The sequence below is a fragment of the Photobacterium carnosum genome, assembly GCF_002849605.1.
Classification (GTDB): Bacteria; Pseudomonadota; Gammaproteobacteria; order Enterobacterales; family Vibrionaceae; genus Photobacterium; species Photobacterium carnosum.
Genome location: NZ_NPIB01000002.1, coordinates 229,569 through 246,650, shown reverse-complemented (window position 1 = coordinate 246,650; position 17,082 = coordinate 229,569). Strand labels below are relative to the sequence as shown.

The 17,082-nt window shown below is 38.6% G+C and carries 12 protein-coding genes; 5 read left to right on the top strand and 7 right to left on the bottom strand.

From position 1 onward, the window contains the following. Window positions 1-74: 74 nt before the first annotated feature. The 5 genes from CIK00_RS03840 to CIK00_RS03820 all read right to left on the bottom strand — a co-directional run bounded on the left by CIK00_RS03840 (window position 75) and on the right by CIK00_RS03820 (window position 8,643). Window positions 75-641: a hypothetical protein gene (locus tag CIK00_RS03840; protein WP_101767613.1), complete on the bottom strand. Its 567-nt coding sequence runs from the start codon at window positions 639-641 to the stop codon at window positions 75-77. Between the two features lie 282 nt (window positions 642-923). Further along, window positions 924-5,159: an Ig-like domain-containing protein gene (locus CIK00_RS03835; RefSeq protein ID WP_167388508.1), complete on the bottom strand. Its 4,236-nt coding sequence runs from the start codon at window positions 5,157-5,159 to the stop codon at window positions 924-926. A 159-nt stretch (window positions 5,160-5,318) separates the two neighbouring features. Continuing rightward, window positions 5,319-7,694: an Ig-like domain-containing protein gene (locus tag CIK00_RS03830; RefSeq protein WP_101767611.1), complete on the bottom strand. Its 2,376-nt coding sequence runs from the start codon at window positions 7,692-7,694 to the stop codon at window positions 5,319-5,321. Window positions 7,695-7,792: 98 nt separating this feature from the next. Further along, window positions 7,793-8,191: a TraR/DksA family transcriptional regulator gene (locus CIK00_RS03825; protein ID WP_101767610.1), complete on the bottom strand. Its 399-nt coding sequence runs from the start codon at window positions 8,189-8,191 to the stop codon at window positions 7,793-7,795. A 17-nt stretch (window positions 8,192-8,208) separates the two neighbouring features. Beyond that, window positions 8,209-8,643: a hypothetical protein gene (locus tag CIK00_RS03820; protein WP_101767609.1), complete on the bottom strand. Its 435-nt coding sequence runs from the start codon at window positions 8,641-8,643 to the stop codon at window positions 8,209-8,211. A 147-nt stretch (window positions 8,644-8,790) separates the two neighbouring features. Between CIK00_RS03820 and CIK00_RS03815 the strand changes: the two genes are divergently transcribed. The 5 genes from CIK00_RS03815 to CIK00_RS03795 all read left to right on the top strand — a co-directional run bounded on the left by CIK00_RS03815 (window position 8,791) and on the right by CIK00_RS03795 (window position 14,862). Further along, on the top strand, window positions 8,791-9,441 hold the full coding sequence (locus CIK00_RS03815; RefSeq protein WP_101767608.1) for a TnsA endonuclease N-terminal domain-containing protein: 651 nt from the start codon (window positions 8,791-8,793) through the stop codon (window positions 9,439-9,441). Then, on the top strand, window positions 9,428-11,452 hold the full coding sequence (locus CIK00_RS03810) for a Mu transposase C-terminal domain-containing protein (protein WP_167388507.1): 2,025 nt from the start codon (window positions 9,428-9,430) through the stop codon (window positions 11,450-11,452). Before CIK00_RS03815 ends, CIK00_RS03810 begins: the two co-directional genes overlap by 14 nt. Further along, the gene (locus CIK00_RS03805; protein WP_101767606.1) at window positions 11,452-12,345 is read left to right on the top strand and encodes a TniB family NTP-binding protein; all 894 of its coding nucleotides are present in this window, start codon (window positions 11,452-11,454) and stop codon (window positions 12,343-12,345) included. Before CIK00_RS03810 ends, CIK00_RS03805 begins: the two co-directional genes overlap by 1 nt. Then, complete coding sequence (locus tag CIK00_RS03800) at window positions 12,303-13,460, top strand: TniQ family protein (RefSeq protein ID WP_101767605.1); 1,158 nt, start codon at window positions 12,303-12,305, stop codon at window positions 13,458-13,460. The genes CIK00_RS03805 and CIK00_RS03800 overlap by 43 nt, the downstream gene beginning before the upstream one ends. 442 nt (window positions 13,461-13,902) lie before the next feature. Then, the gene (locus CIK00_RS03795) at window positions 13,903-14,862 is read left to right on the top strand and encodes a hypothetical protein (RefSeq protein WP_144043146.1); all 960 of its coding nucleotides are present in this window, start codon (window positions 13,903-13,905) and stop codon (window positions 14,860-14,862) included. A gap of 215 nt (window positions 14,863-15,077) precedes the next feature. Here the strand turns inward: CIK00_RS03795 and CIK00_RS03790 are convergent, their stop codons facing one another. Both CIK00_RS03790 and CIK00_RS03785 read right to left on the bottom strand, forming a co-directional pair. Continuing rightward, window positions 15,078-15,446: a hypothetical protein gene (locus CIK00_RS03790; protein WP_101767603.1), complete on the bottom strand. Its 369-nt coding sequence runs from the start codon at window positions 15,444-15,446 to the stop codon at window positions 15,078-15,080. 279 nt (window positions 15,447-15,725) lie between these two features. After that, window positions 15,726-16,889 carry an MFS transporter gene (locus CIK00_RS03785; protein ID WP_101767602.1) on the bottom strand — a complete coding sequence of 388 codons (1,164 nt, stop codon included), beginning with the start codon at window positions 16,887-16,889 and terminating at the stop codon, window positions 15,726-15,728. Window positions 16,890-17,082: the final 193 nt, after the last annotated feature.

Here is a 17,082-nt window from a genome sequence, read left to right as displayed (position 1 = left end):
GTATTGAGCATTGTACTCTCGAAAAAAGCCAGCAAATTAATTGCTGGCTTTTTTCGTATTACAGTAACTACAAATTATTTTTTTCTACATGTCCATATCGGTAATTCATCAAAAAACACGCTAACCCCTAATTTAGATGCCTTGTGAATAGCTTCTTCTACTGTGACATAAAAAGCATCTTTAAGACTATTATCGTTATTCGGTATTAAGCGATAATCACCAGTCCTACTATGATACGCGATTTCATTATTAACAATGGCGATCTCAAATTTCGAGTCCACTCTTACTAAGACGCTATCATATATATACTCAATTTCTAATGATTTCAGGACGCTCTCATCGCCCACCAGCACTCGCGGCAATGGATCATTAATTTCAACTTCAAAATCATGATCACCATAGCTAAAACAAACAACTAAAGATTCGACTTTTTTTAGATAAACATTAAATGGGATCACTGGCAGGATTGAGTTAGAAGAATCTAATAACGTATGCTTTCCTTGTTCAACGAGTACAATCTTATCTGAATCAAGTAATGCGCTAATATCTTCCATGCTCATATTGGCATCATGTGCAAAATTCTCAATGTTATTGTTATAGTACGTCTGAGCGTACTGTTTGATAGTATATCTACGTGACATGATCATTATTACCTTTAAATATATTAATTAATAACAATCCTCTCATGGTTTCTAATATGCGCTATCAAAAATACACCAATAAATTTGGTGGATTTTATCGTATTCCTCTTACGATTTTATTGGTGAGTTTGATAAGACTATCACCGAGTGATATTAGTTTTTGGATATGTAATTAGAAGTAGTGATCGAAAACAACAAGCCTTATCGGTTATGCGATGTAAAAAAGCCACCAATAAATTTGGTGGCTTTTATCGTATGACTCTTACGATTTTTATCGTGGTGTTAGTTTCGTTCAGATCTTACTACGATTGAACTTGTTACTTTGTCACCACTATCATCATACGCATCGACTTTGATTTCTGATGACTCATCTTTATCCAAGAAGAGCTGTACGTTACCAGCATGGCCGTGAATTTTCTCACCATTTTTATACCATGTATACGTACTCATTTTACCATCAGGATCCTTACAACCCGCATAAACTTGAGACACTGAACCATATTGACGAACATTCATTTCACAAGTCGGCTTTTGGTTCGGAGCAACTTCTAGGTCTAACAACTCATCATGTTCAATACCAAATTGAGATTTAACATGCAAACGTAAGACATGCTTACCTTGCGGTATATCCATTACTGGAATTGAAGTTACTCGTTTTGTTTGACCCACCAACTTATCATCTAAATACCAATCACATTCTTCAATACGATCTTCTGGATGGCCAAGTTTAATGCTTGCTCTAAACACAGCGTCCAATGGAGCACGCATAAATCGCGTACTATAACGCCCCTTCAGATTGACTACTGGTGCTGGTGGATCTAACACTTCTAAGAACTCAGTGTACAATTTATCATTTCCACGTTCGTCCTGAACGTTTACATGGAATTGATATAACCCTGGTTTATCAACAACAAAGTTAATCCGTCCACGGCTACTGCGATCTTCAGTGATCTTCATCCCCTCAAATGGCTCAAATTTATATTTGAAATCCATGTGAACAGGAAGACGCTTACCAGTTTGGCGTAAATATGCCGTTGCTGTCATTGGCGCGTAACGAGTGTGATATTTCAAATGAACCTTGAAATCAGGGAATTTATACTCCCAAGTATGTAAGAATAATGACTCTTCACGGAATGTCTTATGCTTAAACCCTTGTGCCCAAGCTTGGAATTTCAACTTAGTCACACCTGCCTTTGCATCTTCTACCGTTGGCACGTAGTGTAATTTATTACCCTTAATAACCTTACCATCAGGCAATATCCACTCACTTTCAATAGGAGTAATTAATGCCGGTGATTGTAAAGCGACTTTTGCAACAAGATCTAACGGTTTACCTGTTTCGATAAGTTGTGGATGTTGAATACCTATACGAACAGGCTTAGGTTCCTTCACCAACACTGTATATCGTGAGTAGTCATATGCATGGCGGCCTGCTAGCTCATTACCGAGATAGCTCATACGAACATAGAATTTCATTCGTTTACCTGTGCCAGTAATATGATATGTATTACCGCCTACTTTCCAATTTTTATTGTCAGTAGACCACTCAATAATACCTTCACCTTCCCTAGCTACATGTTTATGGTCCATCAAAGTGATGTTACCTTGTTCACCATCATGTAGCATACGCACGCCTTCAACTTCAAGTTTAGGAACTTCATAACCTAAAATCTCAATGACTTCAGATATGTTTTTAACATGCGTGTGTCGGTTTTCTACTGTTGAGCGAACATAATACTTACCAGGTTCAGTAATTAAGCGGCGAGATCGAATCTTATCATCATACAGACTATCTCTCTGCCAATTAGTCTTACCATCGCGGCTCCACTCCCAAACAATATGACCTTTCGCTTCATTATCTGCTCGTGATTCAGGATGATAAACAAGGCTCATAGAGAATGGGACACGATTACTCACACGACTCGTAGTTAAGTTACCATCAATTGCGCCACTTTTAAGCACACGATAGACTCCACTATTCGTTGTCATTTGACGATGATATGTTCCATCTGGTGACGTTAGCTCTGCAACACCAACGTATCTAAATGACTCATAACCGACATTTGACAGATCTAGCGTAAATCGAGATGTACCATTACTACCAAGTTGTTCTTTATTAGTCAGTGGATCATAAAACGTCTTACGCTGTTTACGATCGAATCGTTCTTTCGCTAGATATACAGTCCATGCACCCTGCGTTTCAGGATTGTAAATAACACTATCCGTCTTGCCGTCATACGCGCCCATCTTAAATTCAACGGTTGGGTTAGCATTATCTAATTGACGTACACCATCTTGATGAATATTGGCAAAAATACCTCGAGGCGGAACAAATAGCACATTGATATTTTCATCAGCAGAATGCTTATCAGTTAAAGTATATCGGCCATGTAAATTTACTTTTCGATTTTCCCACAGCTTACCTTGCGACATACGGATACGCGTACCAATTGAATTATCCGCGCTAGCAAAGCCTCGCTGACGAACTAACTGAGTTTTAACACTATTACCATCATCGATAGCAATTTGCATATCAGCGTTAACCCCTGATGCACGAGCAAATGTTACCGTTCCGCCTGTTAATGGTACAGGAAAGCGGTTTTCACTTAATGAATGACTCTGATTTACCGTCATCTTAATCGGTGGTGGAGCGATAACTTTTAGCTTATTTGTCTCATCTGCAGCTAATGCCCGACGACCATTCTTATCGTACATCCAAACACGATAATTAATTGCGTTATCGACTTCTTCACTTATTTTCGCAAATTTGCCCGTCATTATGCCCTGACCGCGCAAGTACACACCTGCAGCGCCATCAGGCACACCAGTCCATTCAAGAACACATCGTTGATCCTCACCAAACTGATATGGGTATTTCTGGATGTCACTCAATGACTCATATAACGGACAATTGACGCCTTGGGTTTGATGTACTTTAAGTTTTATACGCTGTACGTTTGAATAAAATGTATTGTTAACGGATTCCAATTCATAATCCATTGGCATATAAAACACTTTAAATGTTTTTGTATAGCTATTACCGGCACTATCACTAACATTAACCGTTAACGGATACTCATGTTGTGGGGCTAATTCAAAATTATTAGGCAAGGCCAAGCCTTTAACAAAGCTTTGTTTCCCTTCAAGAATTAACTTCTGGCCATTTATTCGTGCCTCATTAATTATCGCACCGCCATCAAACGTATCAAGAGCGACGATAGTTAAATCTTGCATGTAATAAATTTTACCTGAATCGTTAAATTTACCATCTTGATAGAACATCGTAACGGCTGGTGGTTCACGGTCCAATTTAACAGCATCCAACGTACTAATTTGTTTATTTTCGTATTTGTCTTGCACTGTTACTTTAGGGATAAATTTACCATCAGCCACTTGATGTAAATCAAACGAGAATACATACTTTCCTTTAACTAACTCTGGTGCCTTAATTGGTTTAACAACAAATGATTTTTGAGACTGAATTATGGCTTGTTGACCATCACCATTAAAATCTCGGCCATTAATTTGAAATGCTGGAATTTTCGGCTTAAATGTAGGATCTGGGATAAATTCGATCACAGCATCAGGCACCCACCAATCACCGTCCATCCCTTCATGCGGTGACGATACAACTAATTTTGCTTGTTCGTTATCAACAACATAATAAGTATCATCGACATTACCCTGCACAGGCTTGGCACTTTCTTCGTTAAGGGCTTGCATTGCGAACGCTTCAATTTTAGGCGCAGAATAATCCCATTTAACCGTATAATCTAATGGCGTTACATTGTTATTATCCAAGAAGTAGCCATTATCCGAGTCAGCCCACAAATTCATGTGCTTCTCGCCTTTGCTACTATCTTGATCATCTGTGGTACTAACCCCTGTCATATCTATCAGACATGACGTTTTACCAATATCAACAATACACGAATTCACATCTTTAACGTGTATTACTTGTCTAAAGGTACGAGGCTCAACCGTAATAGTTACCGCACGTAATCCTGATGTGCGCTTATAATTAGTAACAATAGCGCCAGTCTGCACTCCTGTATCTAATTTAGTCACAATCGTCTTAATTACAGGCGGTTTTGGTGCAACTGCATCAATTGTGGTTTCACCTTTACTTATCAATACCTTTTCAAGTTGGCTACCACTGAAATAAGAAATATCATAACTAAGCTTATGGTGACCTTCTGCGAGCAGAAAGCCTCTAGCCTCCATTCCTGCAGGTGACAGTCCTCGAGGTAAATCTGTCCATTCAAACAAACAAACCAATTCATTACCGTGATCAGCCTTAGCAATGGCAGGATCTCCCGTCAATTTACAGCCTGAATGCTGAGCCTCTTTTGCCATAAAATTCAAAGGACTTACAAAAGCCTGTTGATCTTTAACAACAGGGAAAGTGACCTTTGGTGAAACAGCATCAATTGAACCGGTAACAAGAATCGATTTAGCAGATGAATGAGCAGCACAAATTGCAAGAGTAACACCCACAGCAACTTTTTTTAATTTCATGTGCTTCATAATCAATTAACCATTAAATAGCAAAATCGCAAGTTTTAAATTACCCTAAATCATCATTTAATAATCGTGATAATGGGTGTCAATTTAGGGTGCTTAACGTTAAATTTTGAAATCGTGGTAAAATCTTATCGTTATCGTATTCAACTTACATCATTTACTGAATTTAGAATTGAGCTGAGGGATATCAAACATAAAGTTTGCCTCACCTTCAGCATTTCCAATCGGCGTCACAAAAGTATTAATTTCACCGGTATCACCAAGATTCATTTTTATCATTTTCGTTTCTCCTGGAGTAATATTTTGTCCATTAAAAACAACAGAATAAGGAGAGTCGGAACGGAGAGTGAAAAATACTTCTTGGTCACCAGTAGCAATAGCCCCACTATCAGTACGAAGTACGTTACTCTTAATTGTGGCTACCGGAATATCTTTACGGTCCAAAAGGGGCGTGTTTGATGGTAGCGTTTTAGAGCGGCCTACTTGCAGCCAGTTTGCAGGGAAATACTTAAATTTTTCCTGATAAACTCCCGTATTATCAAAAACATCTTTTGCAGTTACTTCTAACGTGTAAAAACCAGTGTTATTAGTAGCTGGAAATAATCTTGGGTATTCAGCTCGATATATATTATCCCCTAAATCAGACCAAGCTAGATAAACCTTATCTTTAGTCGGTCCACCCTCCAGCTTAATATTTGTGATCTTGGCTTTATTAGCATCACTCAAGGTTATACGTAAATTCTCTAACCCATACAGTTCTCCCTTTAATGGCTTTCCTTCACTATTAAAACTGATATTAGGCGCACTACGATCTACTTTAAAGAGTTCTGTTATCGTTTGAGTTCGAGAGTTTCCATAGACATCTTTAACGAAAGCGTCAAGTCTATATTCACCCTCAGGTAATGACGTTAAATCGTAAGAAACCCACCATTTTTGATAAGTCGGCTCATTACTATCTTTAAGCTTTAAATTGATTTTTTTATGGTTATTGACGTCATAAGCATATATGTATTTTTCGCGCGGCAACCACCATCCACGACGCCAATCCTGTACGGCATCAGCATCATAGACCACCATTTCGGCATGAACTTTATCCTGCTTAATACTCTCAAAAACAGGTGCATTCAAATCCCAATATTCATAACTATACGTATAGTGATTTGAAAACTTCCCATCGCTTGATGCAATATAAACTGGATACGGGATATAACCACGACCAACCAAATGTTCATGGGGGGTGCCACTTACTACACAAGTGCTTTGATTGGCAGGTACAGTACATGTGCCTGTGCTACCGATAGTAACCTTTTGTTCATAGGAGCGAGGAGAAACCCCAATTTCAATTTTATCAATCGTATAGGGCGTGTTACGAGTAATGTTTGTGCCGCTATGCCACGAGTCATCCTGTATGATATGTTGTTTCATACTTACGAACGCAGGACCTTGTTCAATATCGTTTGCTAATTTTACATTAATCCAACTCTGATTCACTAAGCCACAGTTACCCGCTGTAGTTGTAAACTCCCAATATGAGTAGGTTCGAGGTATGGACGCAGACGCTTCAAAATAAGCATATTGTTCATCACTGGCTGCAGGGGTAAATATATAGCCAAATTTAGACCCTGAAGTATGAGTGTTTTCGCTACGAGGTACGCTAACTCTGAATTTATATGGATTGGCATAAATCGTCATACCTGATTTATATAAATCCCATTTATTCGTTTTTGGATTAAAAATGCTGTGGATCTTCTTTTCTCCACAGACTCCGTTAAAATCTGAAATACGATGTTTTTCTGTAACGTTACCCGCCCGATCAAAAACTTTAAAACCAATATCATAACTGGATCGGTTTTTATAAAACAAATGTCGGTATGTCCCACCTGAAGGTCTTAACCATGAAGCAACCCCCGTAACTGGATCTAATAATACTGGGGTTTCTAATGTTTTATCTGTTCCAGCTAATTTCGCCGTGAAATAAGCTTTATCTAATCCACTATTGCTATCTGATACACCAGATACCGATAGTTCACGTTGCTCAAGATAATCAAACATAGCAACATTACCGCCGCCTTGAGCCAATACTTTATGCGTAATATCACCAGTAATGACAGGACCAACAGTATCAATATCCACAGCAAAATCATTACTCTGAATAGCTTTATTATTCATATCCAAAATTTGAGCTGTAATGGTGTAACGCCCATCACTCAATTTTTTATCTGACACAATCGACTTACCATAGAAATCTCGACCATTAACGGTCATTCGATCATGAATATTAATAATTGAGCTTGTAATTTTATCAATTTCTAATCCACTAGCATCTTTAACTACAATTTGAAGTTTTCGATCTAATCCACCACTCAAAATGTAAGTGATCGGTGTAGAAGCGTTTAAATATGAAATATTTTTAGGTATAACTGTTTTAGGTTTATTAGCGGAGTCTGTAAAACCAAACGTAACTAATTCTGCGTTAGCTAAACTGGGTAACAACCCTAATAATAATGTAGCTATAAGAGATTTTTTCATAAAAAAATGCCTGAATAAAATAATTATTCAAGCATTTTAATACGTAACAGATATGTATAATTTTGATAATGGGTGATATTTACATACCAATTCCGCAATTAACCAAGGCAGGTTTCCACTCGATTAATTTTATTCTTTAATTCTAGCACTCTCATACATTCTAAACAGTATATTGATTCAGGGCAGATCAGTAGGCGGGGATACGAAATATCCACACCACAACTTGTACAGTAACCAAAATCTTCCGTGTCATTAATTAAAAGAGTCATCGCTTTACGCAATAATTTTATTTGGACAGTATCTCTATTTTTTAAAATGATATTTTGATTTCTATCATATTCAAAATTAGCACGATCAATCTGATCACCATCTCTATCTTGTGAACTCATTACTGTATATGTACTTAAACGACTTTCACTATCATTAATATTTTTTAATATTACTGTTTTGATTTTTAATAGTTGTTCTTCGCTTAAAATATCGTGCGATAATGACATGGTACATCCCTTTTAATTTATAATATTTTTCTAATCGTGCTAATCATTGGTGCGTAACAAATACCGTCCGATGACTGTGTTTTTAAAATGATTTCATTAAGCGCGGGTCTATCCCACTCATCAATCACTAAATATTGACCTTCTTGGTCAAACACATTGGAATCTGATTGATTCAGTTCCCATGTCGGATCGAAATAACATTCACCAATTTTAATAATAGCGTGTTGGACAGGTAAAACTTTCGAGGCAACAGCTAGAACATATAGAGCATTATCGAACAATCCACTATTAACAATACCAAACACGTTGTCATAACAGCGCCCGGCTTTACTAAATCTATTATCTAAGATTCGTTGTTTTAACCTATCAGGTAGTGGTTGTATGTTAATAATACCCTTAACACGATATATGCCATTAACTCTAGCGAAATCCATTAATGAATACTTGGTCATGTTCACCACCTTGTGTCAATTCCAACAATAAGTGTCATAATTAGACATCATTTCTTTATCTACATCCAATTATTACCTAGATTAAATGTCAAATATTACCAGTAATAAGTGTCAGATTCTTACAAATTACCAGAAATAGGTGTCATAATGTTCAAACATCAAGCTCGTAAAATAAAACCGACAAGACGGAGTGTTTCAGGTGTCATTTCTTACAAGAAAAAGCCGCTTGCTTACGAATCGACTTTAGAAAGAGATTTTATTATTTATCATGCTTTTCGGGAAGATGTTAAGAACATCACACCTCAGCCTGTGAAGATACCTTTTAATAAAAATGGCAGAACCTATCGTTATACGCCTGATTATTATGTGGAGTTAGATGCTAAATCGGGTAAGTCGTTTATTGCAGAGGTTAAACCAAAACGAGAGTGGCAACTAAACTGGCGTGATTGGTCTGACAAGTGGAAGGCAGCTAAACTGTATTGTAAGGAAAAAGGTATCAGATTCATCATATTCGATGAAGACAGGATTAGACATGAGGCGCTTGATAACATTAACTTTCTGAGAACTTATGAAACCATAAGAATTAATAACGAAGAGGTTGAAGTAATACTCACTGATATTAAGCAACGTGGCATCACTAGTGTTGACTATATCTTAGAGAGGTACTTCAAATCTAAGCTTTACCGACATGATGGACAGGCTCTGGTTTGGCACCTAATGGCAAATAAGCAAATCGGGTTTGATATTTGGGATGACGTTAAAGACCCGCAAATGGAGGTCTGGCATGTTGGACACTGAAATCGTAACCAAACCAATAGGACTAAGGATGAGTTCTCATTTCGACACTAACAGTAAATATAGCCGTGACCATATTCAAATGGTGCTTGGCGGCATTTATCGTAATAAAACTGATAACGATGAGTACCAGCTTATCGAGTACCTTGATGATCTAAATCAAGCCGTGTTTAAAAACTTGCAAACACTGAGAAATCAAGTTTTATCAATCCATGACTTCGATAACGTGATAGACGGTGCAAATACTTCTGTTGTCATCGATCTTAATGATATTGGCGATGATGAATGGCAAGAAGCTCAAAAGAAGTACTTAGCTATCACCCCACTCATTATGGAGGACGACTGGTATGGCGAGGACAACTATCGAGGTGAACAGGGTTATGAGAGAAGATCTAAAGAAGTTGGGGTTTCTAGTCGTACTCTTAGACGATGGGTTGACGCTTATCAATCGACAGGCTCAATTGGATCCTTAATTGATCAAAAAAGAGGCTGGAGAAAAGGGGCTAAACGTCTAAATGGTGAGACAGAAAACCTTATTAGCGAAGTCATCAATAATTTTTACCTTACTGTTCAAAGACCTAATGTGCAAGCCACTATCAGAGAGATTCATAGGCGTTGTTATGTAGAGGATATTGAGAAACCTAGTAAGAACACCATCCGTAACCGTATCAAAGAAATCAAAGAGAAAGACCTATTGCGCGGTCGTGGTCAGAGAAAACGTGCAAAACAAAAATTCACCGCTAAAGCAGGTCAGTTTCCTGACGCCAACTACCCTCTCAGTGTTATTCAGATAGACCACACACCAGTAGATTTGATACTGGTTGATGATAAGCATAGAAGACCTATTGGTAGACCATTCATTACAGTGGCTATTGATGTCTATAGTCGCATGGTTACAGGCTATTATATTTCACTAGATGCGCCCTCTGTTACTTCGGTTAGTATGTGCATCTCACGAAGTATTTTACCAAAAGATGAGTTGTTGCTTGAGTTTGGATTATCCGATGTGAAATGGAATGTCTTCGGTATGCCTAAAAAAATCCACGTCGATAATGGTTCTGATTTTAGAGCTGAGAGTTTGCAGAAGTCTTGCGCCTTTCATGGTATCAATCTTGAATTTAGGCCAGTAGCAAGACCTGAGTATGGTGGTCATATTGAACGATTGATTGGCACTATAATGAAGCGTGTACATGAATTGCCGGGCACTACTTTCTCTAACATTAAAGAAAAAGACGAATACAACTCTGAAAAACATGCCAGTTTAACCTTGCATGAGTTTGAAAAATGGTTCTTGACCTACATCACGATGGATTATCACGAAAGTATACATTCAAGCATTGAACGTAGCCCTAAAGAACAGTGGCGCATAGGTATATTTGGTGAAGGCTTTGAAAGCGGTATTGGATTACCACCAATCCCATCAGACCGTCATACGCTGGTACTGGATTTTATGCCGAGTGCCCTGCGTACTATTCAAAGGAATGGAACAACAATAGATGGCTTGCAATATTACGATGCTTGCTTAAACAACTTCATTAATCATACTGATGACAATGGTAATAAGACTAAGTTTATCTTTAGGCAAGATCCAAGGGATATTACTAGAATATGGTTTTATGATCCTGAGTTACTACAATACTTTCCTGTACCACTAGCAAATCAAGTTCTGCCGCCAATTAGCCTTTGGGAGTATAGGAAAGTTTATAAGCAAGTCAAACAGGAGTCAGGAACTGTTAACGAGGCGCTGATATATCAAGCATTACAAGATATGCAGACCATAGTTGAAGAGTCTAAAAATACGACTAAAAAGGTACTTAGAAGTGAGCAGCGTAAAAAATCTCATACTAAATCGCAAACAATGTACGGTAAGTTGAAATCAGATGAAAGTGAAGAGGTAGATATACTAGACACGTTGCCAGAATCGACTAGGATTTTAAACAAAAAGGCGGTAGAGACAAGCCTTGATGAGTCTGATGACAATGATGACAATCTATACTTTGAGGATATTGACTGATGAGCGAATCTTTATACACCCACATTCATGAAAAATTTAGGCATATCGCTCATCTACCCGATAAAGAAAGGATTGAATTTATCCACTCTCCAAGGTGGGTAGGCTACAACACAGCAAATCAGGTTATTGATGTTATGCAGGGATTGATGAACCATGTAAAGCAACATCGTATGCCAAACTTGCTGCTTATTGGAGATTCCAATAATGGCAAAACCACAATCATAAATCGTTTTTATGATAAGTTCGGAGAAAATCATACGGTTGATGAGACATTAGTTATACCTATAGTCAAAATCCAAGCGCCTCCAACTGCCAGTGAAAAGGATTTGTACATCTCTATTATTGAAGCGTTTAAGCTGCCATACAGACCAACCGATGCTGCCAATAAATTGAGATACCAAGTCGTTAACGCCTTTAGACACACCAACGTCAAGATACTAATTATTGACGAAGTTCATTCAATGCTTACGGGTACAGCCAGACAGCAACGAGCCATTATGAATGTTATCAAATTCTTATGTAACGAATTGCTTATGCCTATCGTGCTTTGTGGCACTAAAGACGCTGTTCGTATTCTACACACTGACCCACAACACGCTAGTCGCTTTGATGTCGCTGAGCTTTCTTTATGGTCAAATGATAAAGAGTTTAAGCGTCTGGTTGGTAGTTTTGAGAAGATTTTACCACTTAAAAAGCCGTCTAAACTCATTGAGACTGAAAAGGTCAATTTAATCTATAGCATTAGCACAGGCAACCTTGGCGATGTTAAGCGTTTAATTAACGATTGCGCTATTAACGCCATTGAGTCAGGTGAAGAAGAAATCACTGTTGAGAGTATCAGGGGCAAGTCATGTCTAAAACCGACCAAAGGGCTACGCAGAATTATTGGGTAAAACCACTGACTTTTGCCACACCTTTTCTATACGGTGAGAGCTTAACATCTTGGCTAGTACGCGCCGCGCTTAGACACGGATGTAGTCCTTTGACCTTTACCTACTACTACTGGCCTAAGTATCGTATTTGGACATATGACGTTGATAAAGGTTTTAATCATATCGATGGACAAATCAGATCTGATATTGCAACTCTAGCAGGTCACAACATCGATACTTTCGATAATCAAATATTGATCGACTTCTTGGATGATACGTCAGTTAAATCAGACAACAAAAAACCTCTACTTTGGACAGCACCTTTATCAAAACGCAACCGCTATTCAAGGCTAGGTTATCCCTTTTGTCCTGACTGCATGAGCGATGATAAAGAGGCTTACCTTAAGTTGCAATGGCGCTTTACATGGTCTGTCTGCTGCTCTAAGCATAAGACATTCTTGCAGGTAGATTGTGGGTACTGCAATCAGCCTTATCAGCCCCAGCTTTTAAGTGCAGAGCAGCAGTTCATCAATCGCTGTCACTCCTGTCTTTATAAGATAGATAAAGCTATATCAGATATAAAGCCAAGCGCTGCGCTTGATAAGTTTCAATTGCTTGCTGATCAGGCTTTTTTCAGTAAGCAAGGCATTGTTTTGGGGCAATTGGTCAGTATGGCTCAGTGGTTTGAGTACCTGCTATTTTTAATAAATCTAGTCAGGCGAGGTCTGCACAATCCCAACTATATGTTCGGCAAGCTACTGACTGTACTAGAGATTGATACTAGCGCTTTATCACTACCCAAAACGGCACTCAGATTTGATTATTTGCCGATAGAAGAACGAGCGGTATTGCTTGAGTGCGCCTACTACCTATTGCAAGTTGACGGTGATGAGTGGATCAAGGCTTGCTTAGCTCTTAATATTACCCAAAACAGCTTCCAGTGGTCAAAGTACACGGTTATACCTAAAGCCTTTAGCGAGGTATGCGATCAGCTCCATAGAGTACCTACGCGGCAACACAAAGCACAATCAGTGGATATACAACCCGCCTCACCCAAAGCGGTAATGACGGCATGGAATAGACTTAAGCGCAAGATGCAGATGAGAGAAAGTTATGACAAGCATAGAGAAGACTAAACATCGATGCAACTCCTGCGGTAATAAAAACGTTGAGATAAAAAGACGCTATAAAGATGATACCTATTGCGCCAATTGTTATCGCATATGGTTTGTTAAAAAGCCTTGTAGTCAGTGCGGTAAGATAAATCGTCTGCATAAAAAAGAGGACTTTGCCGTCTGTAGATCTTGTCGTATGAGTCAGCCCTGCATTCGTTGTGGCGGCGCGACGGTTAAAAATGGAGCTAATACGGAGTATGGACGAGTCTGTCAGATATGCTATCAGGGCTACTTTAAGGCTGAAAAGGAATGCTTTGAGTGCGGTAAGTTTAAAAGAGGTGTTAGTCGCTACTCTAAACTATCTCATGATCAGGCGGTGTGTGTCACCTGCTATCAAGGGCACTTTAGAGCGACATGCCCTCGATGTCACAAGTATAGAGAGCTTGTTGATACTGAGGAAGGTATGGCGTGTCAAAAATGCCATGACTTAGGTGAGATCCCCTGCGAGAGTTGCGATAAGCTTATGCCTGCGGGTATGGGTAAAAGATGTGATGACTGTTACTGGTCACAAAGATTAGAGCTTGAGACAAGGACTAACTCCTACCTTTTATCGTCCGATCTGATGAGACAAGCTTATACTGCTTTTACAATATGGTTTAAGGCCGAGCTTGGTAGCAAGACCGCCACTCTTAAACATACCCATTTCATCAATTTCTTTGTTCACTGTGATGAGCTATGGGGCAAGATACCCTGTTATGAATCACTGGTACATGAGTTCAAGCCAAATGGACTACGTGAGTACCTCACGGTACTGCGGTGGCTGATTAAAACTAAGCAAGTTGTGGTAGATCCCAAGATTAAAGATCAGATTGCAGAGGACGAGCGCATTGTTAACTTGCTGGCTAAACTTGACGGTAAAGTGCCTCGTTGCATCATTGAATATCATCAATATTTAGAGCAAAAACTGCTTATGGGTAAAACCTCGCTTAAATCCGTCAGATTAGCCTTGCAGCCTGCAATAGACCTATGTACTAAATACGACATCGAAGGCTTGCATACGCCAAGTCAGGAACAATTGGATGGGTATTTGCTAGTTAAGCAAGGTCAGTACAGCGCATTATATGGTTTCATCGCTTTTTTGAACAAAAGTTACGGTTTGAACTTGGCTTGCAACAAGCCTAGTAAGGATGATGTTCAAAAGCTCAAGAAGAAAGAGATTGAACAGAAAATGATGGTGCTTTATGACCAACCTAAACCGTTATCGGACAAGGATGAACTGATGTGGATACAGATGAGTATGAGTTATTTTCATCAGGTGGATATTCAAGTGAAGACGCTTAGGACATTACCTACCGAGCCATGCGATGAAGATATGTTTAAAACAGTATTTGATCAAAAAGAGTATTGGCTACCAAAAATATAATAAACACCACACCACTTAGCATCTAGCTGACTAACTTTTAGAATATTGTAATTAAATAGAGATATGTTGGTTGAATTGGGTTATAAAGACACAGAGGACAATATGAATCTTATTTGAACTGCCCGGCGATCGTTGGAGGCTCAGCATCCTGAGAGAGTACAGGGGCAGTTCAGTTTTCATTGGATAATTACCAGTCATACTGAAAAAAAACCTATCTATACTATTTTCAAATCACCAATAGCCACTGAATAACTGGTGATTTGCGCACTTCCCAAAGTTGAATAGCTTGTTTTCTCAATAGTTTGCTGCATCTTATATGGATTGAATAGCTCATCTAAGGTATTGTGAAAACCACAATCATCTAAGCCAAACACGTAATCAAAAAATATTTTGGCCATCGCAGACTGAGGGTGACTGGCATCGCGATAAGATTTGTTAGGGTAGTGCCAACTGCCACTAGATATCTTACCGAAAACTCGTTCAATGTTACCAGAAATAGCGTTTGATGCATGTTTTCGAGTGATATCTGGTTTTTGTGCGAAGGCTGCTGCACTTTCAACTGCTTTCCATATTATGTAATACATGACTGATACAGAGCACTCAGTCAAACATTTTCTAAGTAAGCTTATTAACTTCTCACCAATAGGTGGTGCCAAGTTGTTTAATTTTGCCCTGGTGAGCAGATAGCTTAGACATTCGTATAACTGTATCTGCTGACACCACGTTTCGTACTGAGTATTGGCGACTAAATAATTTATATTTTTTATCGTTCGAGCACCGACCCTTATTTTTGTGAGATCATCAATGTTGTAAGCAAAGTCAAAAATGACCTGATTGTAATCAACCTCTTCCCTTGAGCTATGCTAATAACGAACCACAAAATCTCGTGGAGAGAATTTATTACAAATAGTGAGTAGCAGTAAAACCCCAACAATCATTCCAATCCACGCTCCCGTTAAATCACTTGAAACATCAATCAAAACACCTGCCATGAACGGGAATGCTGAAGCGATTAAGTATCCCCCACCTTGCACAAAAGCTAATAAAGTCACTGCTTGCTTGGCGTTAGAAGCGTAATCAAGCGCTACGATTAAAGATAAAGGAAATAAAGCACCAATCCCTAAACCTAAAATTATAACGGTTAAAAATGCAAGCTTTGAGGGGATATAGATAAGCAATATTAAACCAACTAATATGAGCAATAGAGTGACAAATAATGGCTTTCGGCGATCGTTGAATTTTTTGATAAATATAGAAATTAAGATGCCAGAAACTACTTCTGCCACCGTTAAAATACTTAGTAAAGCGCCAGAAGCATCTCTACTCCACCCAAGCTGGGTGTAATTTAATGGCAACCAAGCTAGAACCAATGTGTATGCGCCTGTTCCTATGCCAAAGAAAAGCATTAACAGCCATGCATTTTTAGATTTTATAGGTAGAGGCAAATAGCCGTTTCTACTGCTCTTGATATGTGGCATATAATAGAAAAACAGTATAATTGCCAATATGGCAGGGATAGCCATAATCGATAAAGCGATATTCCATCCAAATGCTCCTTCTAAAGGAGAGGTTGTAGCAGCTGAGATCGCAGCCCCAGCCATAATGCCTGTTGTAAATAACCCCATAAAAACGCTAGCATTATCTGGCGCAATTCTTTTTAAATAGGCGGGCATCAGAGTTTGGATGATTGCTATACCAATGCCTCCAATGAGAGACGTTATCAGTAGAAGTAATGTAGAGTCAGTAAAAAATCGGTAGCCACAAGAAAGCGCTATCGCCAACAATCCAGCTAATATACCTATATACTCGCTTACTCTAGATTGAATTCTGGGACCTAAAAGCGCAAAGCAGCCCATCATTGCAACTGGCAAAGTAGTCAATAGTCCAGCAGTTTGATTATTTATTCCTATATCGTTTGCTAACACAGGTACGATTGGAGATATCGAGGCCATAATAGGCCTAAGATTAAGACCTACGATTATTGTTATGGTGGCTAGTATCCATTGGCTATAACTAAACTTACTCATTTCCTACCTCACACTCTTGTTTATGTATCTTTTTTAGTTATGAGTCGATGCATCATCACGATTTTAATTGGTTATCTTTTGCAGTAGTACCAAGCAATAATCAAATATACGCTAGCATTTTAAATCTAAAAAGTCGTAAAACTTAATGGCTCTGCCTACTGTATATATTCGAGAAAACCTGACTTTAGGATGT

Bases quoted from the DNA above. Each gene is read 5' to 3' on its own strand.
- CIK00_RS03800 (WP_101767605.1), top strand. From the start codon at position 12,303: ATGTCTAAAACCGACCAAAGGGCTACGCAGAATTATTGGGTAAAACCA.
- CIK00_RS03820 (WP_101767609.1), bottom strand. From the start codon at position 8,643: ATGACCAAGTATTCATTAATGGATTTCGCTAGAGTTAATGGCATATAT.
- CIK00_RS03815 (WP_101767608.1), top strand. From the start codon at position 8,791: ATGTTCAAACATCAAGCTCGTAAAATAAAACCGACAAGACGGAGTGTT.
- CIK00_RS03835 (WP_167388508.1), bottom strand. From the start codon at position 5,159: ATGAAATTAAAAAAAGTTGCTGTGGGTGTTACTCTTGCAATTTGTGCT.
- CIK00_RS03795 (WP_144043146.1), top strand. From the start codon at position 13,903: ATGGCGTGTCAAAAATGCCATGACTTAGGTGAGATCCCCTGCGAGAGT.
- CIK00_RS03805 (WP_101767606.1), top strand. From the start codon at position 11,452: ATGAGCGAATCTTTATACACCCACATTCATGAAAAATTTAGGCATATC.
- CIK00_RS03840 (WP_101767613.1), bottom strand. From the start codon at position 641: ATGTCACGTAGATATACTATCAAACAGTACGCTCAGACGTACTATAAC.
- CIK00_RS03830 (WP_101767611.1), bottom strand. From the start codon at position 7,694: ATGAAAAAATCTCTTATAGCTACATTATTATTAGGGTTGTTACCCAGT.
- CIK00_RS03810 (WP_167388507.1), top strand. From the start codon at position 9,428: ATGTTGGACACTGAAATCGTAACCAAACCAATAGGACTAAGGATGAGT.
- CIK00_RS03825 (WP_101767610.1), bottom strand. From the start codon at position 8,191: ATGTCATTATCGCACGATATTTTAAGCGAAGAACAACTATTAAAAATC.
- CIK00_RS03790 (WP_101767603.1), bottom strand. From the start codon at position 15,446: ATGTATTACATAATATGGAAAGCAGTTGAAAGTGCAGCAGCCTTCGCA.
- CIK00_RS03785 (WP_101767602.1), bottom strand. From the start codon at position 16,889: ATGAGTAAGTTTAGTTATAGCCAATGGATACTAGCCACCATAACAATA.